Source organism: Anaerocolumna xylanovorans DSM 12503, from assembly GCF_900143645.1.
Classification (GTDB): domain Bacteria; phylum Bacillota; class Clostridia; order Lachnospirales; family Lachnospiraceae; genus Anaerocolumna; species Anaerocolumna xylanovorans.
Map to the genome: position 1 here is coordinate 191,338 of NZ_FRFD01000011.1, position 23,100 is coordinate 214,437.

Below are 23,100 nucleotides of genomic sequence, written 5' to 3' on the forward strand. Positions count from 1 at the left end.
ATAACTTCCATGGTCTACGGTAAAGGGATAAAAGTGATAATGAAGATTGTGATACAACCCAACTCTACAAATTGAAATTTGTCATGCTGTGGAGTATTCTTATTAGTGGGTGTTATGGTTTCCTTGCTAAATATAAATCTATCGTATCTTTTATATCAATTTTACCGCCGAAATTATTTATTGCATTTGACAATTCACTTTCAATTAAAATGCGAGTCTCCTCTTGCCTTGCTCTGTGGTCAGAGTAGGTATTAAGAAGTGACATATATTGAGGAGCGTCAAAGAATCTTGTTTGGTGATATAATTTATACTCAACATCAACAAACCCGTATTTCCTTATTGTTTCTGCGATTTCCAAGCATTTTTCTTCGCTGAATTTGTGAACTGTAGAATTATAGATTGACCTGTATTTATTGTAGACTTCTTGCATTGCAAAATCAAGTTCATTTTCGGTTCGTGAGGGGTGATTCCAAAACAAGGCCATAACGCCACCGCTTTTCAAAAAGTTAAGGACTTTACTATAACCGACTTCTTGAGGGATCCAATGGAAAGCTGTCGCAGAGTAAATTAAATCATAATTATCGTTCTTAAGATTAACATTTTCAAAATCGCTATGTATGACATCAAAATTGTGGAATTTGGCGAATTTTTCTTTTGTAAACTCAGCCATATCTTCGCCGAGCTCAACTGCTGTAAGTTTACACCCCGTGCTTAAAAAAGGCAGTGTAGCCTGCCCTGTTCCGATACCTATTTCAAGAGCATTTTTTTTACTATCCAAGTTCGAAAATTGTATAATATCTTCATATAATTCTTTAACATAGGTTGGGCGCATTCTATCATAATTTAATACATCTTCATTAAATGTAAAACGTAAATCCATTTTAATCAACTCCTAATATATATAATCCGCAGTTCAAAAGCAGTTCGACAAATTCTGATTTATTGCCATTACACATACACAATCTTAATTTATAAATGTAAACTACAGCAAAATAACATTTACCTCATTATACAATAAGTTCCAGATGTTTTCAATTAGAAGATAATTACCCCCGAAAGCTAAAATCCATTGTGTATATGTTTAACACGCAAGACGGGTGCTTTCTGGAGAGGGCTTCCCACCGTTGGTGGGTTCTGGTAAAGTTAGTATTCTAGACACTATTTAGGTATTAATTGGTATATTATATGAATGATACCATTACAAGGAACTACTGTCATTTCTGTAAACTTTCGTTTATAAAAGCTAAGATACTTTTGAGTAGAGCTATTGAGAACACTGGAAGCTTTCTCATGTCTATACGTTAGTTAATGGACTATTCTTTGCCCCTAGAAGCAGTGTCTCTCTCCATTGATTGTAGGTATCTCTTTGTAACGTCATTTTTTGAGTGTCCCAACAATCTGGAAACAATGAACATTAGAAGAGTCAGTATAAAACTTTATCATCCTTTTCACTTCATCATCATTGAAAGTGATTATCAGAGGAATAGCTTCTTTCTGTTTCTTTACCTTATCTATAGGGTTTCTGTTAATGTATCTTTCTTGTATACAGTAACTGAAATAAGCCTTAAAACACTTTATCTGACTATTTATATATGTCTCTGAAAGTCCTTTATTCGTCAGAAACTCGATGTAACCTCTTATTGTTATATGGTTCGTCTCCTCAAGTTCCTCAATGCCGTATTCATTCGAGATAAAACGGAATAGAGCCAGATTATTATTGTTATAACCTTTTACAGTTTTTTCTGACAGCTTTCTCATTCTGCAATCAAATATAAATTCTTGTAATATCTCATTATTAAACATAAAAAAATCACTCCTCTATCTGTTACGATATACAGGAGTGAAAGATGTATGCCCTTTTGAATTATGGAAAAGTGACAGTATATCTTAACTGGTTAAGAAAATCTGTTAAAACACCGCCAAAAACTCTGTTATAAAACGCTGTAAACACTGATTTTACTGAAATAACATCTTACTCATCCCAGTTATGATATACTTCCTGTACATCATCATCTTCATCGAGTAAATCAAGGGTGCGGTTCATCATCTTGATATCCTGTTCATCAGTAAGCTCTACCCAGGTCTGAGGAATCATGGTGACTTCAGCTTGTGCCATGGGAATTCCGGCATTTTCAAGAGTTTCTCTTACAGCACTGAAGTTGTCTTCTTCCGTAAGTATCTCAAAGCTGTCCTCTTCTTCGTTAAAATCCGATGCTCCGGCATCTAAGGCAAGCATCATTAACTCATCTGCATCTTTATCATACTCTTCTTTGTCGATAATAATCTGTCCTCTTTTATCAAACATAAAGGATACACAGCCAGGCGTTCCTACATTGCCGTTCCCTTTGGTAAATGCATTTCTTACATTAGAGGCTGTACGGTTTTTATTATCTGTTAAAGCTTCAACGATAATAGCAGTACCGTTAGGACCATAACCTTCATAAGCTACAAACTCGTAATTTACAGAGTTAGCATCTCCTGCTGCCTTCTTAATACTTCTGTCTATTGTATCATTGGGCATATTGTTAGCCTTTGCTTTGGCTATAATATCCTTTAAGCGGCTGTTGGCATTGGGATCCGAACCGCCTTCTTTTACGGCAACTGCAATTTCCCTGCCCAGTTTTGTAAATATCTTACCTTTTGTAGAATCATTTTTCTCTTTTTTATGCTTTATATTCGCAAATTTAGAATGTCCTGACATAATACATCTCCTTTTACCTGTTTCCAGACCCAAAAAAGGCCGCAAAAAACGGCTCCTTTTTACAGACTGATGCTTTTTTTCTTCTTTTTGATTTATTTTACCATGGTTAGCTTCTCTTTACAAGGTTTTGGAATTAATAAGTTTATTTAACTTCTCCATTACTAAGATAGTTTCCTCTGTAGTCTTTATGACACACATCAGGGTATCATCGCCCGCTATGCAGCCCATAATTCCAGGGATATGAAGCGCATCCAAAGCAGCTGCTACAGCCATTGCCATGCCGGATACGGTTTTAACCACAATAATATTCTGCGCCATATCCATTGAAACAAAGCCTTCTCTTAGCACCCTTACAAATTTATCGCTCATGCCTGTTTCTGTATTGTTTAACACAATGTATTTCTGCCTGCCATCATCTATGGCTACTTTCGTAAGCTTTAACTCTCTGATATCCCTGGAAATGGTTGCCTGGGTAACATTATAACCTGCCTGGGTTAAAAGGTCCGCAAGATCTTCCTGTGTTTCGATATCATATTTATTAATGAGCTCTATTATCTTACTTTGCCTGCCAACTTTCATCTCTTTTCTCCGCCTTGTCCGATTTTTTTTCTTAAGACCTCAAAAAATTCCACATGATTAACCTTAACCATCCTGGTTTTTTCTGATGCCTTTGCTATACGAATGCTGTCCCCGGCGGTCAATTCCTTTACTAACTTACCGTCCAATACAGCAACAGCGCCTTCCTGGTTTGAAACTTTATTTTCATTTATCTGTATTCTAACAGAATCATTCGGTGATATTACAATGCTTCTTGCTCCAAGGGTATGCGGACAAATAGGGCTTAACACCAGTATGTCTGCATCCGGTTTTACAACAGGACCTCCCGAAGAGAGACTATAGCCGGTAGAGCCGGTCGGCGTAGATACAATAACTCCATCACCGCGGTAACTGTCTGCAAGCTCATCATTGATGTAAATACTGATATTGATAATCTTAGAAAAATTACTTCTGGATATCACGATATCGTTCAGTGCAACGCCAAGATCTTCTTGTTCCTGGTTATTTATCAAAACTCCGCGAAGCATAATTCTTTCTTCAATAGAATAATTATCTGCAAACAGGCTGTCAAGAGCCGTCCATACTTGGTTTCTCTCAATGTCTGCAAGAAAGCCCAAGGTTCCGAGGTTGATTCCAAGGATGGGTACTTCTAAACTGCAGACAATGTCAGCTGCCTGAATAATTGTTCCGTCACCTCCTAATACGAGGATACAGTCTGTGTCTTTTCCTATCTTATCCTTTATGGCAGAGCTGCCGTTTTTCTCATAGTTTTCTTCTCTGTCAATGCACACACAATCCTTCTGATGCAGTGTCATATATTTTATTATCTCGTTGGTCAGCTCTAAATCCGCATCCTTATTACGATTGGTTATCAGACAAAATTTGTTCATGAAAACTCCTATGCATTTCGCAGGCCGCCTGCGATACTGCTTAAATAGAAAGTGAAAAATGTTTTTTATTTTTCACACTACTCCTGTATTTACATTGTTATGGTTATTTATACAATGATATATTCATTGTAACATAAAGCCCCATCATTTACAAGTTTAAAGTATTATGTGATTTTTCAACTATTTCATCAATTAAGTCCTCACCGGTCGAATCCTCTAAAGGACCGGATTCCAACGGCTTTTTAAGGTGCAGCAGGTACTCGATATTGCCTTCCGGTCCTTTAATGGGGGAATAGTCCAGATTCAAGATAGTAAATCCGATGGATTTTGCATAATCTATCACTTTTATGATTACTTCCTTATGAACACTTTTTTCCCTCACTACTCCTTTTTTCCCTACCTTCTCCCTGCCAGCCTCAAACTGGGGTTTTACAAGACATACTATTTCGCCTCCCTCTTTTAGAAGGTTTTTTACCGGTTCCAGTACTAAGGTCAGTGATATGAAGGCAACATCAATGGAAATAAAGTCCATCTCTTCCCCAATGTCCTCTTTTGTTACATACCGGATGTTTGTCTTTTCCATGGTTACTACCCGCTCATCCTGCCTTAATTTCCAGGCAAGCTGATTGGTACCGACATCCACAGCATATACCTTTAGGGCTCCGTTTTGAAGCATGCAGTCTGTAAAACCTCCCGTAGAGGAACCGACATCCATGCACAGTTTCCCTGTAAGCTCCAATTTGTAGCTTGCTATGGCTTTTTCTAACTTTAAGCCGCCCCTGCTGACATATTTAAGGTTCTGCCCTTTTACTTCTATATTTACGGTTTCCGGAAAAGATGCACCTGCCTTATCTTCTCTGCTTCCGTCTACAAACACATTGCCGGACATAATGATTGCCTTGGCTTTCTCTCTGGATTCTGCCAGATTTCTCTTGACTAATAAAATATCCAAACGTTCTTTCACCAATTTTTCCTCCTGCCTGCTGTTTTATGAATGAGAGATGAAATCCTTTATGCGCTTTGTCAAAGAAGCCGTGTCAAAGCCAAGCTTTTCTTTTAAAACACTTACATCTCCCTGCTCTATGAACTGATTCGGCAGCGTAATATTTAATAACCTGATATCTCTTAAGTTTTGCTCAAACAGGTAGGAGGCAACGCCTTCTCCGTAACTGCCTCTTTGGACATTTTCCTCCAGCGTCACCCATATGCCGTGACCGGCTGCCATTTCTTTTAACAACGCAGTATCCATCGGCTTTATAAAACGGATATTTACAAGGGTCACTTCTCTTCCTTCACTTACCAGTATATCATGTATCTGCGCCCCTGCTTCGACCATGCTGCCTGCTGCAAGCAAAAGGATTCTGTTTTTCTGGGTATTTTTCTTCTTCCCTGCTGTGTTGCTCTGATAGATAACTTCACTCTTGCCATATACGATAGGTGCCTGAAACTCTGACAGTCCCTCGTATGCCCTTCCTCTAGGATAACGGACAGCAACAGGCCCGTTGTAAGCATAAGCAAAATGGAGCATCTCTATAAGCTCCACGGCATTTTTCGGAGCCATTAGGGTAAGGGATGGAATATGGGATAAGAAGGACACATCAAAGATTCCCTGATGGGTCTCTCCGTCATTTCCAACAATTCCGGCCCTGTCTATAGCAAATATCACCGGCAGGGAACTAAGACATACATCATGGACTATCTGGTCATACGCCCTTTGCAAAAAGGTGGAATACACTGCCACAACGGGCTTCATGCCGCCTAATGCCAAACCTGCCGCAAAAGTTACTGCATGCTCTTCTGCTATTCCTACATCAAAGAAACGCTCAGGATATTTCTGCTTGAATTTATTTAAACCCGTACCGCTTGGCATAGCTGCTGTGATTGCAACAAGGTCCTTGTGCATCTCCCCTAATTCCAGCATGGTATCAGAAAAAATCTCAGTATATGTGATACCTTTCTTCACCTTACTGTTTTTTCCCGTCTTTACATCAAAGGCATCCACACCATGAAAATAGCTGGGATTCTTTTCCGCAGGCTTATATCCTCTGCCTTTTTTGGTAATAGCATGGATAATAACCGCTTTCTTTGCCTTGGAAGCACTGGCTAACGCCATCTGAAGCTCATTCAGGTTATGTCCGTCAATAGGCCCGATATAAGTTAATCCCATATCTTCAAAGAGCATCCCCGGTATTACCAAACGCTTGATAGAGTCCTTTGATTTTCTGACTTTATCGGCGATAATATGCCCGATACCCGGCACATTATTAAGCGCCTTCTCAATGATCTGTTTTAAATTAATATACTTATCCCCGGTTCGAAGCTTACCGAGATAATTTGCCATTCCTCCAACATTTTCAGAAATGGACATTTTATTATCGTTTAATATGATAATCAGATTGGATTTTAGTTCAGCAGCATTGTTTAAAGCCTCAAAAGCCATTCCGCCGGAAAGTGCCCCGTCTCCTATTACCGCTACAACTTTTTCATCAGTACCCTTTAAATCCCTTGCTCTCACAAGCCCCATGGCCGCTGAAAGGGAGGTAGAACTGTGTCCTGTATCAAAGCAGTCGCAATTGCTTTCTTTTCTCTTGGGAAAACCGCTTAAGCCTTCAAAAGTACGGAGGCTGGCAAAATCCTTCTTTCTTCCTGTGAGCAATTTATGGGTATAGGCCTGATGCCCGACATCCCACACCAGCTTATCCTCCGGAAAATCCAGATACAGGTGTAAGGCCATGGTAAGCTCCACCGTTCCCAGATTTGATGCAAGATGCCCTCCGGTCTTACTGATATTTTCAATTATAAACTCCCTGATTTCACCTGCCAACCTGTTATAATCCGATGGCTTTACCTTTTTTATATCATTTGCCTCATTAATGAGGTCAAGTATTCCTGACACTGATTCACCTTCGTTTCATTTATTATCTGCTTCTGGCTTTCTAGAGGCATCCGTCTTAACTCTTACGGTCAATTAAGCTGATTAAAAGAGCTTCCAGAAATTCTGAATCTCTGCCAAGATCTTTTAATACACTTAGACCTTCCCTGGTAAGCTTTTCGGTTTCCCTGCGGCTTTCTTCTAATCCCAATAGATTCACATAGGTAATCTTATTGTTTTTTTCATCACTTAAAATAGGTTTTCCTAAAATCTCTACCGTTGAGGTCACATCCAGAATATCATCCTGTATCTGAAAAGCAAGCCCTATATTATCTGCAAGCTGCTCCATTTTCTTCACTTCTTCTAACGTACCGCCCGCTAAAATGGTGCCAATCATAAGAGAGGCTTCCAATAAGGCTCCTGTTTTTAACCGGTACATATAATCAAGCTGCTCTTTTCTGGCTTCCTTTAAAAAGCCTTCCATGTCAACCACCTGACCTCCAAGCATGCCATAAATGCCGGATTTTTTCGCCAATACTGCCATGCTTGATGCAATCCTTTCTATATGCCTGTTCTTCCCAAAGGCAAGACAGGCTGTTTCAAAGGCGTAATTTAACAAGGCATCTCCAGCCAGGATGCCAAGAGCTTCCCCAAATACAGCATGGGTAGTCTTTCTTCCCCTTCTGTATTCGTCATTATCCATAGCAGGCAGGTCATCATGTACCAGGGAATAGGTGTGTATCATCTCAATGGCTGCCAAAAAAGGCTCTATTATCTCTTTCTCACTGCCGCCAAACATCTCGAAGGCAGCAAGCATGAACATAGGTCTTAAACGTTTTCCGCCTGCCAGTATGCTGTAATTCATGGCTTCGTATATTTTACTCTGGGGCTCTTCTCCCATTGGCAGAAATCCTTTGATAACACTATCAATATATTCTTTTTTTTCCTGGCGTAATCCGTTAAATACTTCTGTTTCCATTGATCCTTTCTTCCTCCCCGGCAATCTCTCGTATACTCTTAAAGTAAGCCGTACTGGTTCAAATTATATTGGCTTTAAGCCTCACTGGTTTCTCCCAGGATTATGAGCTGCTTTTCCACTTTGTCAATAGAGTCATTACAGCTTTTTAACAGCTTTATACCTTCCTGATACAAAGAAAAGGAATCTTCCAGGGAAATATCCTCTGATTCCAGTTTTTTTATGATTTCATTTAATTCAAGAAAGGATTGTTCCAGATTGTTTTCTTTTTCCTTCATACCTGCCTCTTTCTATCAAAAATCAGGTTCTTGCAACCTTAGTTAATTTTGTAACTTCTGCTAAGATATCCCCATCGGTTACACTGATTCTAAGCTGTTCCCCCGGGGTTGTTTTTTCGATACTGTTCACGATTTTTTCCTGCTCATTTACTACCAGGGCATAGCCTTTATTTAACTTTTTGACCGGAGAAAGCCCTTCCAGCTTTTCTATGTAAAGCTCCAGCATATGCCGCTTTTTTATTATCTTATTATGAAGCAATTGGTTTAGTGACTGTTCCGTATCCATTAAAAGCTGGCGTTTCTGCCTTATCTGGTATATAGGACTTAAATGCTCCAACCGTAAGGTAATGCTTTCTATTTCCTTACGGCAAAGAGACACCCTGACTTCCATATTCCGGTTCAGCGTGATTTTTGCTTTGTCCAGTTCATAAAGAATTGCCCGGATATCAGGGACTGCCAGTTCTGCTGCCGCAGAAGGGGTCGGAGCTCTTAGATCCGCTGCAAAATCCGCTATGGTGACATCCGTTTCATGCCCCACGGCAGATATGATCGGTATACTGCACTGGTATATTGCCCTGGCCACGATTTCTTCATTAAAGGCCCAAAGATCCTCAATAGAACCTCCGCCACGTCCAACTATTATGGTATCAACCTTTTGTTTTTCGAATGCCTTGATACCTGCCACAACTGTCTCTGCAGCGCCTTCCCCCTGAACAAGGGCAGGATATAAGTATAATTGAATGTAGGGATTACGCCTTTTTGCGATATTGATAATATCCTGAATTGCTGCACCTGTTTTGGCAGTAACAATTCCTACGGATACCGGATAAGCCGGTATTTTTTTCTTGTGCTCGCTAAGGAATAAGCCTTCCTTTTCCAGAGACTCTTTTAACTGCTCGTATTTCTGATAAAGGAGCCCTAAGCCTTCTTCAATGATTTCCTTGGCATAGAGCTGGTATTTACCATCCCTCTCATACACATTAACCGCTCCCAGGGCAATTACACTCTGACCTTCCTTTAGAGTGAATTTAAGCCCGCCTCGCTGTCCTGCAAACATAACGCAGGCTATCTGTCCGGTCACGTCTTTTAAGGTAAAATAAATGTGTCCTGAGGTATGGTATTTGCAGTTGGATACTTCCCCTTTCACATAGATGTTCCCAAGATTATAATCCCGTACAAAGAGGTTTTTTATATAGGTATTAACCTGTGTTACCGTATAAACATTACTCATGCTGACTCCCGTGCATATCGCAAGCTCGCTTGCGGTACTGCCTAGCTTCTATTCTTCTCTTGCCAGTTTCGCAAGAACACCGTTTACAAAGGCTCCCGAAGAATCTCCTCCAAAGAGCTTTGCAATTTCTACTGCTTCATTGATTGCAACTTTGGTTGGTACTTCCTCATCAAATTTGATTTCATATACGGCAAGTCTTAATATGGTAAGATCCACCTTGCCCATACGGTTTAATTTCCAGCCACTGGAGATTTCACTTAATATGGCATCAATCTCAGGAATCTTAGAAAGCATTTGTGAAAAACGATTCCTTAAATACCCCATGTCCTCTTCCTTTGGCTCCTCCAGGGATTCCAGATATAAATTCATCTGCTCCGTCATTTCGCCTTCTTCATGAAAGTCTTTTCTAAACAACATACGGAACAAATGCTCCCTTATTTCTCTTCTATTCATCCCTAACCAACCTTTCTCAGTACTTAAGCATTAACGCATAAACAACCCTTAAATAGGATATATCTAAGGGCTGCATAGGATTAACACTATTCGTTTTACTTATTTATTCTTATCGATATTCACATCGGAAATCCTTACGTTTACTTCCGATACGGATAATCCGGTCATGTTTTCAATGGCTGTTTTTACTTTTTCCTGAACCTGTCTGGAAGTCTCCGGAATACTGTAACCATAACTTAAGGTAAGGGATAAATCCACAGCTACAGAGTCTGTATTGACCTCTATCTTAACGCCTTTGGAATAGCCCTTCATACCAAGCTTGCTTATCAATTCCCTTGTTGCATTCCCGCTCATGGCTGCCACTCCCTCTACCTCTGTTGCAGCCAGGGCTGCTATGGTGGCAACTACTTCATCTGCTATCTGAACTTCTCCGACATTACTGTCCGCATGTATCTGATAAGTGTTTCTATTTTCTTCTTTGACCAACTCTATTACCTCCTAAGTCTATGGCAAATGCCTTCACATACAAACAATCCCTATATCAGGTATTATACCAAAAATATACCTATTTGCAAAGGATTTTATACATCTTTTCTTCCAGGGCTTGTGATGCCCTTTAAATCTGCTTTTTTCTATTATTAACAAGTATTTTGATTTCATGCCTTTGTCTTAGATTATCTGTCAGCAAACACCCTTATGAAAAAGAGCAAAAAGCAGCCGCAAACATCCCGGCTGCTTTTTGCTCTTTTTATGTAACTTACAAAAATAACAATATTATTCATTTGCTATTGTTGGATTAACATGGATCTGGGTTGCTTTCATACCGGTTTCGGCTTTTACGATATCCATAATCTGTGCAAGATCCTGCTCTGTTACCTTTTCGGCATTTATAACCACATCCACTCTCTTATCCTGCATAAATACCAGTGCATCGCTAAAACCTTTCGCTTCCAGTAATGTCTCTGACGCATTTTCTGCTTCTTTAACCTTGTTTAATTTCAAAAGTGCATTAAGGGCGATCTGCTTCGTTTCTTCGCTCACGCTTTCATTAATAATGATATCATTATAGTTCTGTTCATATTTTGATCTCCATTGCTCTCTTTTTAGTCTGGAAGAGGCAAAATAATCAGCAGTCGTTGTTGTACTTACCAAAACAGCTTCTCCTGGCGTGCTGGTTTCTTTATCATCTTTGGAATCTGCCTTTTGCGTAGTGTCCTTACCAGTGTCCGCTGTATTCTTGTCATCACTTGCTACAGTGTTAGCTGCATCTTTATTGTCAGCGGTATCCTTTGTGCTGTCTGTGGACGCCGTATCCTTTGATGTGGCACTGTCTTTTGAACTGTCTGCCGTCTGATCTTTTGTGGCATCACCGGTGCTTGATAAATCCAGTGCAGATTCCGGCAATACATTTCCCTGGTCATCCAAGGATAAAATATCACTGTCCGATATATCGTCTCCCATTGTAGATTCCATAGTATCATAGTCATTTGTATCGCCGGTTTTTATAGGGTCATTTTTGCTGCTAAAGTTCAGATACCCGGCAATTATTATCATGATTGCCAATGCTGCAATAATGATATTATTTTTCCTGAATAAGTTTTTCATGCTAACCTCCTTGAAGAATCTTTATGAATTCATTTTCATTACTTTAACTTTATGTGGCGGAACGCCAAATAATACCTGTACAGCTTCTATTATTTCACTTTGGATGACAGCCTGGCCGCCGCCCTGAGCTATCACAAGGATACCTTCCACCTCAGGTTCAATCTCCTTTAGGACATAGGGCTTTTTAACTCCGTCACTTCCCTCTACCAGAATGGTGGTATCACTTTGTTCTGTTTTATTACTGTTCCTGCTTCCGCCCTCCCCGTCAACTTCATTCACGCTTTCCTTGGTATATGGCCTATCCTTTAATACTACAGTCTCCCTAGCGTCTCTTAGGGTTATCATAACCTCCACTGCTCCGATACCGTCTACTTTCATCAATACGGATTTTAAGCGGCTCTCAAGGTCTGTAACATAAAGCTTTGTTTCATCATTCGTTGTGGCAGATGCCTGATTCACAGTTTTATTACTGTTAGTGGAAGGTTCTTTGGATTTTTTATCAGATGATGGTAGATTGGGAATTGACAATAACACTAGGAATATTCCTGCCATTAGCAGCATTACAAGCCTTGCAGGTCCAATTTCCTTTAATGTAATTTTCTTCTTTTCTTTTTCCATATTCTGTCTTCCATGCATATTGCAAACAAGCCGGCAATTTTGCATTTATGAGGCAGCCCCCGTCCGGGTGCTTATTAACTGGTACCTTCTGAAACATTCTTAGTATAGGGAGGTATTACTCCTGTATACTAATATTTATATTATCAGCCTTTAAATTATAGAAGTCCGACAAAACTTTTTTTGCTTTGATTTCAACCGGGGACAAGAAATTTCTGCTAACCTCCTTGTCCTCCTTTTCTTTTTCAATGCTGATACTGTCAATTACTACCTGGTCAATCTTAACCTTCTCCTTGTCCTCCTTTTCTTTTTCCTTTTTGCCGTATACTCCCGTTATATCAAGCTCTTTCAGATCACCATAGCTGCTGCTTGACTCATCCTCTTCTAACGTAATTTTTATACTTTTAACCTCAATATCTTCTCCCTCTAAGAGTTCCTTTACCTTGGTTTTTATTTTCTCTTTCACCTGTGCAAATATAGTTTCCCTCTGCTTTGCTTGTGTGTCACTGAATTTTTCTTCCATATCAAGAGCATCTCCCGCTTCCGCTACCAGTGAATTAGTAGTAAAGTAATAATCCAGTGTATTATTAAGCTGAAATACCTTAAGAAACGGAGATATCACAAGGATAACCAAAATGATACCTGATATGAGATTGATATATTTCTTATAGGAACTCTTTCCCATCAGATTTGTCATTACACTGATGAGCACCATAAAAATAATAATATCCTTTACCCAGGAATAAATATAATGCATACTCTTCCTTTCTATGTAGTAGTGGCCGCAACTATGGCTATGGTAATAATAAAGAGAACAGCTCCTACGATAACAGTCTGCAAAAGAAACATGCAGGCATCGGCAGAAGCAGAAATACACTTTAACATACGCTTGTCCGAAATCGGCTGGACCGCTGCACTGCTGACCTTATATATTAATGTCAAAACAGCCAGTTTGATAATCGGCACTGCACACAGAATAACAATAACTACAATCCCAGCAACACCAATTGCATTTTTTAACAGCACTCCGGCTCCCAGAACACTTTCTGCCACGCCGCCAAATATATCGCCTACTCCGGGAATTGCTTCCGCCGCCTTAAATACCAAAGATTTTTTCATCTTGTCCGATACCGGTGTTATAAGTCCCTGTACAGCATTAAAGCCCACTACAACACCTACCAGTGTTTTCAGTCCCCAGCTCATTAAGGTTTCCATTAATTCTGTCAGCTTTGAAAGAACGTCCTCTTTTGAAAGATTATTTGCCATGGAAATTACCAGATAGATATTAATCATAGGAATAATTATTTTAATCAGCAATACATCCACAAAGGTTATTAAAAACAAGGTTATCTGATAGTACACCATAGAGGTTCCTGCCCCGCTGCAAAAGGCCACTGCCATGAAATAAGAGGGAACCAGCGCTTTCATTAATTCAAGCAGTGAAGAAAGTGCATCAGCCGCCATAGAAGAGGCGGTAATAAAAGAACCGGTCAAAATAGAAAACAATAGAAGATAAGCAACATAAAATCCGGTGTCCGCCACCTGCATATTCTGAAAGGCATAGGAAAAATTCGTAAAAATCGCTGCTATAACTGCAATAGATATAAGCCCTGTGAAAGTATTTATATTATTCTTTACCTCATTTGTTACCGCCAGCTTTAGATCATCCAGAATTCCGGTTATGGAAAAAGTTCTTTTGCCTGATACCAAATCGTTCACATAGTCCATAAAATCAAAATCATTGTCTGCTGACAAAGCTTCATCTATTGCCGACTGAATCTGACTGAAATCAATATCCTCTCCCCCCTGCAGCTGGTTATCAGATGCTGCCAGGGCTCTTACCTTAGGCACTGCCAATAACAGCAATACGAATATCATACATAGGAATGTTTTTTTCATAGTGCCTCCTTCCTTACGGTAACTTTTTACTTAAGCGGTGAGGAATTTATTGATGGTATCTAAGAGGGCTAGTAAAATAGGCATCCCTGTAGCTAATATGGTCAGCTTTCCTACGAGTTCAATTTGATTTGCCACGGCAGTATGTCCAAAATCTTTGCAGAGGTCTGCAGAGAATTCCGCAATATAAGTTATGCCAATAATCTTTATCAAAATGCCTAAGTAGGATTCGTTTAGGTTTATGTATGCCTGAATTTTTTTTATGGTGCTGATGATAAGCTCTAACTTGCTGAATCCTAAGTAAAAAATCAGAATACAGCCCGCAAGGCTGATGTACACTGAATATTCGGATTTGTAATTTTTAAATATAATTGCGAGCAGTACCACACTGATTCCAACTATGGCAATTTGTAACATCCCGTTCTCCCTTTCTTATAATGTAAACAAATTTTGTATGGTCTTAAATAAGTCCGAGATATAAGGTACGATCCAGAACAGAACAAGGATGAGCCCCGCCAGGGTAGTTAAAAAAGCCTGCTCATCCCTTCCTGATTGCTTTAGTATCTGATTTAATACAGAGACCAGGATTCCTACCGCAGCAATTTTAAATATCAGGTTGATGTCCATGTTATCCTCCTTGTAAAACTTAAAGCATTATAATTGTTAAAAAGATTCCTCCAAGAATACCAAGGGTGTTATACATATAGGTCTTTTCCTTGACACTCTTTGAAAGCTCCTTTATCTCCTCTTCTATCTGCGATAGGTATAAATCAATGGTATTTAATTGCATTTCCTTGTCCAGATACCCCATATTCTCACCAAACTGTGACAGGTTTACAATGTCCTTCTTGCTAAGAGAGGTATCCCCAAGCCCTTTGTGTACTGCCTCTTTCCAGATATCACAAAAGGAAACACCTCCAAACTCATTCAACCTCTCTGCAGCGGACTGCAGGAATTTTTTATACTTGCCGTCATGCCTTACCGAAAGGGCTTGTACTGCTTCTGGCAGCGGTGAATTGGCATAACGGATATCCCCGCGCAAAAGGGTTACTATTCTTCTTAGCTCCTTCAAATCCCGAATCCTGCCCTTTAATTCACCGCTAAAATACATTCCCATTCCTGCCGAGGAGATAAGTATCAGCACACAGCCCAACATTTTGATAAAGGTTATAATCATAAAAAGCCTCCTTTCTTCTTACGTTATGTTATAAATCCTATTACCGTCTTTGTCGTAAATCTCTTCCAGGTGTCCCACACTTCCTTTATTACTTAACAGGATATACCGCTCAAAGAGCTTATCTTCAATTAATTTCCTTAGCAGCGGTTTTCCCTTGACATCCAAAAGGGAGTTGCCATGTACGGTTGCGATAAGCTTACATCCGCAGTTTATGACATATTCTATGGCTTCAATGTCTTCCTTAGAACCAACCTCGTCCACTGCAATTACTCTGGGAGACATGGCACGGATTAACATTAGCATTCCCTTTGCCTTAGGGCAGCAGTCAAGTACATCCGTACGGATACCAAGATCATTCTGCGGTACCCCCATATAACAGGCTCCGATTTCAGACCTTTCATCCACAACTCCTACGGTAAGGCCGGGCCTTCCCTCTCCGCCATCTGATATCAGCCTTATAATATCCCTTAGGAGAGTGGTTTTACCGCAGCAGGGCGGAGAAATAATAAGAGTATGAAGGCAGCTTCCCTTCTCCATAATGAGGGGAATTACCTTCGACGCACATCCTTTAATCTGATGGGACAGACGTATGTTGATAAAGGATATATGCTTAATGCTCTTTACCCTGTTTTCTTCCAATACTGCTTTTCCGGCAATCCCTACCCTGTGTCCGCCTGTTATAGTAATAAACCCCTGCTTTAGTTCTTCTTCAAAGGCATACAACGAATAGTTACTGATATATTCCATTGTCTCCTTTAATTCGTTTTTGGTTAACAGGTAGCTGTTCTTACCGTTTACTGACAGCTCTGACTGTTCTGTTAGAAAATATTCCTTATTGTCATAAACAATAAGCAAAGGAGCATCCACTCTAAGCCTGATTTCCTGCAAAAGTCCATAATCCAATTCTGCCTTCGCCAGTATGTTCCTAAGCTTTATGGAAAAGATCTTTAGAAGTTCTTCTTTTTTATTCATTGCTCATCTTTCCCGAAACAGAATATCCTGATAGCTCTCCTACCAGTCATTCGGTACTCGTCCTCCTCCTTTAAAACAATATATGTCCCCCTCTTAAATTTATGACCTTATATTTTAACTTGCAAAATAGAATTTTATATATTATCCTAATGGATAATATAAGGAGGCTGCTATGGAATACGGATTAATCGGAGAAAAATTAGGGCACAGCTTCTCAAAGCCCATTCACGAAAAACTGGTTCGCTATCATGAGATCAAAAATTACAGCTATGAAATAAGACCTGTTTCAAGAGGTGAATTTGCAGATTTTATGGAAAAGAAGGATTTTAAGGCTATCAACGTTACAATTCCCTATAAAAGTGATGTGATTCCTTATCTGTCGGAAATAGATGAACATGCCAAAAAAATCGGTGCCGTCAATACCATTGTGAACCGCAGCGGACAGTTACATGGCTATAACACCGATTTTTATGGATTTTTATATACTCTTAAACATCATCATATGGAGGTAAAAGGTAAGAAGGTCTTTGTTCTTGGCAACGGCGGTGCTGCCAAAGCTGTACTTGCCGTACTTTCCTATCTGGGCGCCTCTGAAATTATAATTGTTAAGTACAGAGAAGATACAGACTGCATCACCTATGAGGAAGCTCTGAAAAGCCACCGGGATGTTTCCTATATTATAAATACAAGTCCCGTAGGCATGTATCCAAACACAGAAGCCTCCCCCATGGACCTTGCACCCTATACCAATTTGAAAGGAGTTGTAGACATTATCTACAACCCTTTGAAAACAAAGCTTTTATTACAGGCAGAAAGCCTTGGCCTTCCTGCCATAAATGGTCTTGAAATGCTCATAGCCCAGGCAAAGCAGGCTGCTGAAATATTCCTGGATACCTCCATTCCCGATAGTGCCACCTTGGACATCTATGCAGAAATGATGAAGGAGCTTAGCCAGCCGTAACGGAAAACCGGCTGTAGAGCTTCTTTTCACCGGCATAGCGGATGCCCCGCACCTGAAAATACAGGGTGCTTCCCTTTTTCTTACCGGAATATACATAGTATGAATTTGGTGTGGTCTTCAGCCATTTATACGGTCCGTTTTGTGAGGCTGCCGCATATATCTGATAACCGGAGGCACCCCCTGTCTTATTCCAGGAAATTTTCACTCCGTTACCACCATAGGCGGCGGTTTTAAGATTTGCCGGTGCTGCCAATACGGGAACCGCACTTACAGGTTCCGTAAAGTTTCCCAGCACCTTGATGGAACCCATGTATTTAAAGGCTCTTACCTTATAATAATACGTATTTCCTGAAAGCAGACCGGTATTGACGTACTCTGTTGATGCCGTGTTTTTTATGCAATTATACTTCCCGCCAAGAGAGGCCGCGCGGTATATCTGATATCCGGAAGCATCTCCTACAAATTCCCACGACAGCTTTATACTGTCATATCCTGAATTACTTGCCTTCATGTTATCCGGTATTTTACTATTATCTAAAAAAAGCTTCTTTACCGCATCCCTATCCAAATCTTCTGCCGGGTCAATAAAGCTTATCTGATCGTTTCGGAACTCATAACGCCTCACCAGCTTATTTTTCTTTCCGCAGAAAACCACCGTCAGCCTATCGCATCCCCAAAACGCATCCTCTTCTATATACTTAAGATTATCCGGCAGAGTTATGGAAGTCAGGGACTTGCAATTATAGAAAGTATTTTTCATAACAGCGGTTATTCCAGGTGCCTTTACAGACTCCAGGCTTATACAGCCGCAAAAGGCCGAACCGTAAACCGCATGGAGATTCTTTGGCAGCTCAATGCTCTTTAGCGCTGTACACCCCAGAAAAGCATAATTCATAATGTATCCAAGGGACTCCGGTAAATCAATATGGGTCAGGCCGGTACATTGGGAAAAAGCACCCTTTTCAATCCCTTTAAGCTTTTCCGGCAGTTTAACATCAGTCAGGCTGCTGCAATCGTAAAAGAGAGAATCGCTGATAGTCTTAATCTTAGAAGGAATTGTAATGCTCTTTAAGGAGCTGCATTGCGAAAAGACATCTTCTCCAATAGAGGTCACAGACTCCGGCAGCTTAATGGTCTTTAGTGCCTCACATCTCGAAAAAGCTCCTTCCCCTATGCTTTTTAACGAAGAGGGCAGGCTGATACTTTCAAGGGCCTTGCACTCGAAAAATACATTCTCCTCAATAACCGTGACGGAATTTGGTATTATTACTTTCTTAAGTGAATAACAGGAACCAAAAATGCCGTCATAGAGAATTTTTATCTTGCCCGGGATTTTCACTTCTTCCAGGTTTTCACAATAGTCAAAAGCTCCCGTGCTTATGCAGGTCAATGAATCGGGAAGTTCAATATGTGTCAGGCTTGTACATGCATGAAAGGCATGATCAGCGATAAGTTGAAGATTTTTTGACAGGGAAATACTTTTCAGGTTTTCACAGTTTCGAAAGGCCTGGCTGTCAATCATTGTCACCGTATCAGGCATGGTTATTCCTGTCAGCTCCGTACAGTCCCAGAAAGCATAGCCTCCAATTGCTGTGATAGTATGTCCGTCTACCTTTGACGGTATGGTTACTGCCCCTTTTTTAACCTTGTCACTCTTGGGGCTTATGTAGGTCCTTCCGTCATCCTGCCAATATTCCCAGTTCCCGTCCTTTGACACGGCTGCTTTTATATGTACCGGTTTAACGATTAATGCTAAAAGGAACATACTTACAAACACCAGAATATAGACCTGTATACTTTTTTTCATTCTCTCTCCCACCGGGTACCGGAGAAACCTTCTGGATACCCTAATAATATTCTGGCAATATTATAACAGAAGAGGATTGGTTTATTCATTAGTCTTGTACTGGAAAATTTCTATTCTGTGCAAACTTCTCAATTATCTGGATATCCCCATTATTTAGTTTCATTCCTTCCTCCAGAATTTTTTGCTCGTGACTTTTAATCTTATCTATGTCCAATTATTTTTCTCCCATATATTTAAGTGTTAATCCTTTACCCCGGTCCTGTTATCAATTGTAAATATTCCATCCTGTATTATGTTTTGGGAATTTTTAATATATTCTCTTGTAAAATACCTCATATGCTACACCCCTGCAATGCTATAAAAACCTGCCAATATAACAACCGTGAACACTAACCTGACTATATGATGCTGAAAGTGGGGTCTTCCATATAACTTATAACCATTCATCAGCGCTCCTGTATGTATGATAACTAATCCTGCCAAAAGTACAAAGAAATATGCGCCAAAATCAACCACCCAAACAGGCAGTATGCTAAAGAATAGCAGTATGCTTCCGATGAAAATCAATTTATTTCCGGAATCCGTGTTCTTTTCCCTCAATTCCTTTATAGCTGACAGTAACAATAAAATACTATATGCCCCCACCAAAAGTGTGTAGACTATCTTTATTACCATATAAACCTCCTTATTAAACTCCAATTCTCTTATCTTTATTTTCTTGTGATAATACATAATAATAAGACGCTCCATGACTTTCCTGTAGCTTTGTATCTGGAAGTCATAAAGCGTCTCTTTATATCTCTATCTCCACTTATCAATCAGGGAATTCAGCATATCATTTAACTTAGCCAAATCCTTCGCGGATCTCTTATCACTTTGACGGATAATGGTCATAAGTCTGTTAGCCGTATCCAATAAACGGCCGTATACAGGAGAAGCAGCTTTCTTTTCTTCTCTCTCTTCCCCTCGTTTCACTCTGATACCTTGATTCTGCTCTAGCCAGATACCTTCTTTTAAATCATAGCAGTCACCGCTGAAGGGAGCAAAACTGTTAAATCCGTATTCTTCCTTTAACGCCGCGGCAAAGGATTCACAGCTTTCCGTTTCTCCATGAGTTACAAACACCGTATCCGGCTTCTTTTCATAAGAATTAATCCATTTCAAAAGTCCTGTCTTATCCGCATGACCGCTGGAACCGTTAAGCCTTTTTATTTCCGCACTTACCTGAATGGTTTCGCCAAAGAGCTTAACGTGGTCTACTCCGTTTATAAGAATCTTTCCCAGAGTTCCTTCCGACTGGTAACCTACAAAAAGAACCGTGCATTCGCTTCGCCAGAGATTATGCTTTAAATGATGCCTGATTCTGCCCGCATCGCACATACCGCTGGCAGATATGATAACCTTTACATCATTATCAAAATTGATGGCCTTGGACTCCTCTGCGGAAACTGCTGTAACAAGTCCCGGAAACTGTATGGGATTTATACCTTTCTCCACCAATTCCATTGCCTGGGCATCATAATATCCATGTACATTTTCTTTAAAGATTTCTGTCGCTTCATTAGCCAGAGGACTGTCCACATAAACCTTAAAGTCTTTATGTCCTTTGATACGGTTTTCTGCCTTTATCTGGCGGATAAAATATAGCAGCACCTGCGTTCTGCCCACAGCAAAGGCAGGAATTACTACATTTCCCCCTCTGTCAAAGGTGGCCTGCAGGATTTCTGTCAGTTCCTTTACATAATCCGGTGCCGCACCATGATCTCTGGTTCCGTAGGTGGATTCCATTACTACATAATCCGCATCCTTTATATATTGGGGATCATTAATCAAAGGCTGATTGATATTTCCGATATCACCGGAAAATACCAGCTTCTTTGTTACACCTTCCTCCGTAACCCAGATTTCTATGCTGGCAGAGCCCAGTAAATGGCCGCTGTCTGTAAACTGGAATTCAACTTCGGGGAAAAGACTTATCTTTTCTCCATAACCGTGAGACACAAAGGTTTTTAGGGTTCCTCTGACATCCTCCGCGGTATATAGGGGTTCAACAGGTGCTTCTCCTTTTCTGATACCCTTACGGTTCTTCCACTCAGCTTCAAACATCTGAATGTGAGCACTGTCTAAAAGCATGATTCCACACAATTCCTTTGTCGCTTCCGTGGAATGTATATTTCCCTGAAAACCCTCCTTATATAACAAAGGAAGCCTTCCTGCATGATCCATATGGGCATGTGTCAGCAAAACGGCGTCTATTTCCCTGTCCGATATGGGAATAGGCTTATTGACAAATACATCGCGGCCCTGTTCCAGCCCGCAGTCAATGAGGATATTTTTACCGCAGGCCTCTAATAAATAGCAGCTGCCAGTCACCTCATGGGCAGCTCCGATAAATGTTAATTTCATAAATAACCTCCTGTTCTCTATCATTCCCTATACAGGGTACTTCATACATGACAGGATAAATGAATGAAACTTTTATCTTCCCGTTCCAAAAAAGAATAATGCAATGGTGCCGGGCCCTGAATGGGTACCGACAACGGGGCCAATGTAATTAATAATAACATCTTTTACCGGAAATCTTTCCTTAACCAGTCCCGCAAGATATTCTGCATCCTCTTTTGCATCTCCGTGTCCTATAAAAATTACTTGATCCTTTGGATTTGTAACAGTAGCTTCCATATGCTCAAAAAGCGCCTGAATGGACTTCTTTCTTCCTCTTACCTTTTCCATTGGAATAAGACGTCCTTCATCATCTACATGAAGAACCGGCTTAATGTTTAGTGCCGTACCGATTCCTGCACTTAAAGCACTGACCCTTCCGCCTCTTTTCAGATGGAATAAATCATCCACCGTAAACCAATGGCATAGATGTAACACATTCTCTTCAAGCCAGTTAAAAAGCTCCTCTATAGTATAGCCTTCCCTTTTAAGCTCTGCTGCCGTATATACACAAAGCCCTTCACCGACAGAGGCACACCTGGAATCAAAGCACAGGATTTTCGTTCCCTGATACTTTTCTTCAAGTTCCTCCTTTGCAATTAAGGAAGAATTATACGTTCCGCTAAGGGCAGAGGAAAATGAAATGTATAAAATATCTTTTCCTTCTTTTATAAGCGGCTCAAATACTTTTAGGAAAGTATCTGTATTAATCAGTGAAGTTACCGATTTACCTCCCTGCCTTAGTTTTTCATAAAACTCGTGGGCTGACAATTCCCTTGCGTCCGGATAATGAACATAAGCCTTTCCCTCAACCTCAAAATTCATTGGTATGGATATGATCCCCAACTCCTCTATCATCTCTTGTGTTAAGTCCGCTGTCCCATCCGTTACGATAACATAGTCCCTCATTCACAATACCAAGTATCCAAGTATTGCATTGATACTGCCAAAACTGGTGCTGTAAGAATATTTTTGGCATCCTTTCTCTCTCTATTTTCTTCCAGCCTGTATAAAATATTCAAATATTACAGTATCATTTTAACACTTTTTGGATATCAATACAAGATAACTCTATTCCCCTGTAAACCCAAATATAAAACCACCGGAAACAATAATTATTGTTTCCGGTGGTTTTATATGGCTATGCATTAACTGTTGATATAGTTGATAAGGCCCTCTGCCTTAATAATCTTTTGCATGAATTCCGGGAAAGGCTGGCCTTTGTATTCTGTCTTTTTAGTAAGGTCGTAAATCATACCGCTGTCAAAGTCAATCTCTACTTCATCCCCTGCTTCGATTTCATCTGCCGCTTCCTTACATTCAATAATAGGAAGTCCTATATTAATGGAATTACGGTAAAATATTCTGGCAAAGCTTTCAGCAATTACGCAGCTGATACCGGATGCCTTAATGGCAATCGGCGCATGCTCTCTGGAGGAACCGCAGCCAAAATTCTTATTGGCAACAATGATATCTCCCTTTTTTACCCTCTTTACAAAATCCGGGTCAATATCCTCCATACATTTCCCTGCCAGTTCTAAAGGACTGGTGGAATTTAAGTATCTGGCGGGTATAATAACGTCCGTATCAACATTGTCACCGTATTTATGCACTATTCCCTGCGCTTTCATGTTCGACTCCTTTTCCGGGTGGTATTCTTAAGGTC

26 protein-coding genes are annotated in these 23,100 nt (G+C 40.2%); 1 reads left to right on the forward strand and 25 read right to left on the reverse strand.

Going from position 1 to position 23,100, the window contains the following annotated elements:
- Window positions 1-112 precede the first annotated feature (112 nt).
- The 20 genes from BUF11_RS18495 to spoIIIAA form a co-directional block, all read right to left on the reverse strand.
- Complete coding sequence (locus BUF11_RS18495; RefSeq protein WP_073590345.1) at window positions 113-880, reverse strand: class I SAM-dependent methyltransferase; 768 nt, start codon at window positions 878-880, stop codon at window positions 113-115.
- A gap of 494 nt (window positions 881-1,374) precedes the next feature.
- Window positions 1,375-1,803, reverse strand: a complete 429-nt coding sequence (locus BUF11_RS18500) for a tyrosine-type recombinase/integrase (protein ID WP_073590346.1) — start codon at window positions 1,801-1,803, stop codon at window positions 1,375-1,377.
- 169 nt (window positions 1,804-1,972) lie between these two features.
- Window positions 1,973-2,701: a YebC/PmpR family DNA-binding transcriptional regulator gene (locus BUF11_RS18505; RefSeq protein ID WP_073590347.1), complete on the reverse strand. Its 729-nt coding sequence runs from the start codon at window positions 2,699-2,701 to the stop codon at window positions 1,973-1,975.
- A 117-nt stretch (window positions 2,702-2,818) separates the two neighbouring features.
- Window positions 2,819-3,280: an arginine repressor gene (gene argR / locus BUF11_RS18510; protein WP_073590348.1), complete on the reverse strand. Its 462-nt coding sequence runs from the start codon at window positions 3,278-3,280 to the stop codon at window positions 2,819-2,821.
- Window positions 3,277-4,149, reverse strand: coding sequence for an NAD(+)/NADH kinase (locus tag BUF11_RS18515; RefSeq protein WP_073590349.1), 873 nt, complete (start codon window positions 4,147-4,149; stop codon window positions 3,277-3,279). The genes argR and BUF11_RS18515 overlap by 4 nt, the downstream gene beginning before the upstream one ends.
- Before the next feature lie 148 nt (window positions 4,150-4,297).
- Window positions 4,298-5,113 (reverse strand): TlyA family RNA methyltransferase, encoded by an 816-nt coding sequence (locus BUF11_RS18520; protein ID WP_073590350.1) that lies wholly within the window; start codon window positions 5,111-5,113, stop codon window positions 4,298-4,300.
- A 24-nt stretch (window positions 5,114-5,137) separates the two neighbouring features.
- The gene (dxs, locus tag BUF11_RS18525; RefSeq protein ID WP_073590351.1) at window positions 5,138-7,045 is read right to left on the reverse strand and encodes a 1-deoxy-D-xylulose-5-phosphate synthase; all 1,908 of its coding nucleotides are present in this window, start codon (window positions 7,043-7,045) and stop codon (window positions 5,138-5,140) included.
- Window positions 7,046-7,100: 55 nt separating this feature from the next.
- On the reverse strand, window positions 7,101-8,000 hold the full coding sequence (locus BUF11_RS18530) for a polyprenyl synthetase family protein (RefSeq protein WP_073590352.1): 900 nt from the start codon (window positions 7,998-8,000) through the stop codon (window positions 7,101-7,103).
- A gap of 74 nt (window positions 8,001-8,074) precedes the next feature.
- On the reverse strand, window positions 8,075-8,275 hold the full coding sequence (gene xseB, locus BUF11_RS18535; protein WP_073590353.1) for an exodeoxyribonuclease VII small subunit: 201 nt from the start codon (window positions 8,273-8,275) through the stop codon (window positions 8,075-8,077).
- 22 nt (window positions 8,276-8,297) lie between these two features.
- A complete protein-coding gene (gene xseA, locus BUF11_RS18540; protein WP_073590354.1) occupies window positions 8,298-9,506 on the reverse strand; it encodes an exodeoxyribonuclease VII large subunit in 1,209 nt (402 codons plus the stop codon).
- A 48-nt stretch (window positions 9,507-9,554) separates the two neighbouring features.
- Window positions 9,555-9,959, reverse strand: coding sequence for a transcription antitermination factor NusB (gene nusB, locus BUF11_RS18545; protein WP_073590355.1), 405 nt, complete (start codon window positions 9,957-9,959; stop codon window positions 9,555-9,557).
- Between the two features lie 99 nt (window positions 9,960-10,058).
- Entirely contained in the window at window positions 10,059-10,445 is a 387-nt protein-coding gene (locus tag BUF11_RS18550; RefSeq protein ID WP_073590356.1) for an Asp23/Gls24 family envelope stress response protein, read from the reverse strand.
- A gap of 288 nt (window positions 10,446-10,733) precedes the next feature.
- A complete protein-coding gene (locus BUF11_RS18555; protein WP_073590357.1) occupies window positions 10,734-11,564 on the reverse strand; it encodes a SpoIIIAH-like family protein in 831 nt (276 codons plus the stop codon).
- Window positions 11,565-11,585: 21 nt separating this feature from the next.
- A complete protein-coding gene (locus tag BUF11_RS18560; RefSeq protein ID WP_073590441.1) occupies window positions 11,586-12,182 on the reverse strand; it encodes a hypothetical protein in 597 nt (198 codons plus the stop codon).
- A 115-nt stretch (window positions 12,183-12,297) separates the two neighbouring features.
- Window positions 12,298-12,936, reverse strand: coding sequence for a stage III sporulation protein AF (locus tag BUF11_RS18565; protein ID WP_073590358.1), 639 nt, complete (start codon window positions 12,934-12,936; stop codon window positions 12,298-12,300).
- A gap of 11 nt (window positions 12,937-12,947) precedes the next feature.
- Entirely contained in the window at window positions 12,948-14,078 is a 1,131-nt protein-coding gene (locus BUF11_RS18570) for a stage III sporulation protein AE (RefSeq protein ID WP_073590359.1), read from the reverse strand.
- A gap of 30 nt (window positions 14,079-14,108) precedes the next feature.
- Complete coding sequence (locus tag BUF11_RS18575) at window positions 14,109-14,492, reverse strand: SpoIIIAC/SpoIIIAD family protein (protein ID WP_073590360.1); 384 nt, start codon at window positions 14,490-14,492, stop codon at window positions 14,109-14,111.
- Window positions 14,493-14,507: 15 nt separating this feature from the next.
- Window positions 14,508-14,702 carry a stage III sporulation protein AC gene (gene spoIIIAC / locus BUF11_RS18580; RefSeq protein WP_033167787.1) on the reverse strand — a complete coding sequence of 65 codons (195 nt, stop codon included), beginning with the start codon at window positions 14,700-14,702 and terminating at the stop codon, window positions 14,508-14,510.
- 19 nt (window positions 14,703-14,721) lie between these two features.
- Entirely contained in the window at window positions 14,722-15,252 is a 531-nt protein-coding gene (locus tag BUF11_RS18585; protein ID WP_073590361.1) for a stage III sporulation protein AB, read from the reverse strand.
- 18 nt (window positions 15,253-15,270) lie between these two features.
- On the reverse strand, window positions 15,271-16,224 hold the full coding sequence (gene spoIIIAA, locus BUF11_RS18590) for a stage III sporulation protein AA (protein ID WP_073590362.1): 954 nt from the start codon (window positions 16,222-16,224) through the stop codon (window positions 15,271-15,273).
- A 172-nt stretch (window positions 16,225-16,396) separates the two neighbouring features.
- Between spoIIIAA and BUF11_RS18595 the strand changes: the two genes are divergently transcribed.
- Window positions 16,397-17,185, forward strand: a complete 789-nt coding sequence (locus tag BUF11_RS18595) for a shikimate dehydrogenase family protein (RefSeq protein WP_073590363.1) — start codon at window positions 16,397-16,399, stop codon at window positions 17,183-17,185.
- Here the strand turns inward: BUF11_RS18595 and BUF11_RS18600 are convergent.
- From BUF11_RS18600 to leuD, 5 genes are all read right to left on the reverse strand, one after another.
- Entirely contained in the window at window positions 17,172-18,992 is a 1,821-nt protein-coding gene (locus BUF11_RS18600; protein ID WP_073590364.1) for a leucine-rich repeat protein, read from the reverse strand. The genes BUF11_RS18595 and BUF11_RS18600 overlap by 14 nt on opposite strands.
- Window positions 18,993-19,331: 339 nt before the next feature.
- On the reverse strand, window positions 19,332-19,667 hold the full coding sequence (locus tag BUF11_RS18605; RefSeq protein WP_139243455.1) for a hypothetical protein: 336 nt from the start codon (window positions 19,665-19,667) through the stop codon (window positions 19,332-19,334).
- A 126-nt stretch (window positions 19,668-19,793) separates the two neighbouring features.
- The gene (locus BUF11_RS18610; RefSeq protein WP_073590366.1) at window positions 19,794-21,398 is read right to left on the reverse strand and encodes an MBL fold metallo-hydrolase RNA specificity domain-containing protein; all 1,605 of its coding nucleotides are present in this window, start codon (window positions 21,396-21,398) and stop codon (window positions 19,794-19,796) included.
- Between the two features lie 72 nt (window positions 21,399-21,470).
- Window positions 21,471-22,343, reverse strand: coding sequence for a DegV family protein (locus tag BUF11_RS18615; RefSeq protein ID WP_073590367.1), 873 nt, complete (start codon window positions 22,341-22,343; stop codon window positions 21,471-21,473).
- A gap of 239 nt (window positions 22,344-22,582) precedes the next feature.
- Window positions 22,583-23,065, reverse strand: coding sequence for a 3-isopropylmalate dehydratase small subunit (gene leuD, locus BUF11_RS18620; RefSeq protein ID WP_073590368.1), 483 nt, complete (start codon window positions 23,063-23,065; stop codon window positions 22,583-22,585).
- Window positions 23,066-23,100: the final 35 nt, after the last annotated feature.

What these genes read in the sequence shown, in the direction of transcription:
- xseA (WP_073590354.1), bottom strand. Translation starts at nt 9,506, where the DNA reads ATGAGTAATGTTTATACGGTAACACAGGTTAATACCTATATAAAAAAC.
- BUF11_RS18565 (WP_073590358.1), bottom strand. Translation starts at nt 12,936, where the DNA reads ATGCATTATATTTATTCCTGGGTAAAGGATATTATTATTTTTATGGTG.
- BUF11_RS18500 (WP_073590346.1), bottom strand. Translation starts at nt 1,803, where the DNA reads ATGTTTAATAATGAGATATTACAAGAATTTATATTTGATTGCAGAATG.
- BUF11_RS18560 (WP_073590441.1), bottom strand. Translation starts at nt 12,182, where the DNA reads ATGGAAAAAGAAAAGAAGAAAATTACATTAAAGGAAATTGGACCTGCA.
- xseB (WP_073590353.1), bottom strand. Translation starts at nt 8,275, where the DNA reads ATGAAGGAAAAAGAAAACAATCTGGAACAATCCTTTCTTGAATTAAAT.
- spoIIIAC (WP_033167787.1), bottom strand. Translation starts at nt 14,702, where the DNA reads ATGGACATCAACCTGATATTTAAAATTGCTGCGGTAGGAATCCTGGTC.
- BUF11_RS18600 (WP_073590364.1), bottom strand. Translation starts at nt 18,992, where the DNA reads ATGAAAAAAAGTATACAGGTCTATATTCTGGTGTTTGTAAGTATGTTC.
- nusB (WP_073590355.1), bottom strand. Translation starts at nt 9,959, where the DNA reads ATGAATAGAAGAGAAATAAGGGAGCATTTGTTCCGTATGTTGTTTAGA.
- BUF11_RS18570 (WP_073590359.1), bottom strand. Translation starts at nt 14,078, where the DNA reads ATGAAAAAAACATTCCTATGTATGATATTCGTATTGCTGTTATTGGCA.
- BUF11_RS18515 (WP_073590349.1), bottom strand. Translation starts at nt 4,149, where the DNA reads ATGAACAAATTTTGTCTGATAACCAATCGTAATAAGGATGCGGATTTA.
- BUF11_RS18575 (WP_073590360.1), bottom strand. Translation starts at nt 14,492, where the DNA reads ATGTTACAAATTGCCATAGTTGGAATCAGTGTGGTACTGCTCGCAATT.
- BUF11_RS18610 (WP_073590366.1), bottom strand. Translation starts at nt 21,398, where the DNA reads ATGAAATTAACATTTATCGGAGCTGCCCATGAGGTGACTGGCAGCTGC.
- BUF11_RS18605 (WP_139243455.1), bottom strand. Translation starts at nt 19,667, where the DNA reads ATGGTAATAAAGATAGTCTACACACTTTTGGTGGGGGCATATAGTATT.
- BUF11_RS18585 (WP_073590361.1), bottom strand. Translation starts at nt 15,252, where the DNA reads ATGATTATAACCTTTATCAAAATGTTGGGCTGTGTGCTGATACTTATC.
- BUF11_RS18495 (WP_073590345.1), bottom strand. Translation starts at nt 880, where the DNA reads ATGGATTTACGTTTTACATTTAATGAAGATGTATTAAATTATGATAGA.
- spoIIIAA (WP_073590362.1), bottom strand. Translation starts at nt 16,224, where the DNA reads ATGAATAAAAAAGAAGAACTTCTAAAGATCTTTTCCATAAAGCTTAGG.
- BUF11_RS18595 (WP_073590363.1), top strand. Translation starts at nt 16,397, where the DNA reads ATGGAATACGGATTAATCGGAGAAAAATTAGGGCACAGCTTCTCAAAG.
- leuD (WP_073590368.1), bottom strand. Translation starts at nt 23,065, where the DNA reads ATGAAAGCGCAGGGAATAGTGCATAAATACGGTGACAATGTTGATACG.
- argR (WP_073590348.1), bottom strand. Translation starts at nt 3,280, where the DNA reads ATGAAAGTTGGCAGGCAAAGTAAGATAATAGAGCTCATTAATAAATAT.
- BUF11_RS18555 (WP_073590357.1), bottom strand. Translation starts at nt 11,564, where the DNA reads ATGAAAAACTTATTCAGGAAAAATAATATCATTATTGCAGCATTGGCA.
- BUF11_RS18615 (WP_073590367.1), bottom strand. Translation starts at nt 22,343, where the DNA reads ATGAGGGACTATGTTATCGTAACGGATGGGACAGCGGACTTAACACAA.
- BUF11_RS18505 (WP_073590347.1), bottom strand. Translation starts at nt 2,701, where the DNA reads ATGTCAGGACATTCTAAATTTGCGAATATAAAGCATAAAAAAGAGAAA.
- BUF11_RS18530 (WP_073590352.1), bottom strand. Translation starts at nt 8,000, where the DNA reads ATGGAAACAGAAGTATTTAACGGATTACGCCAGGAAAAAAAAGAATAT.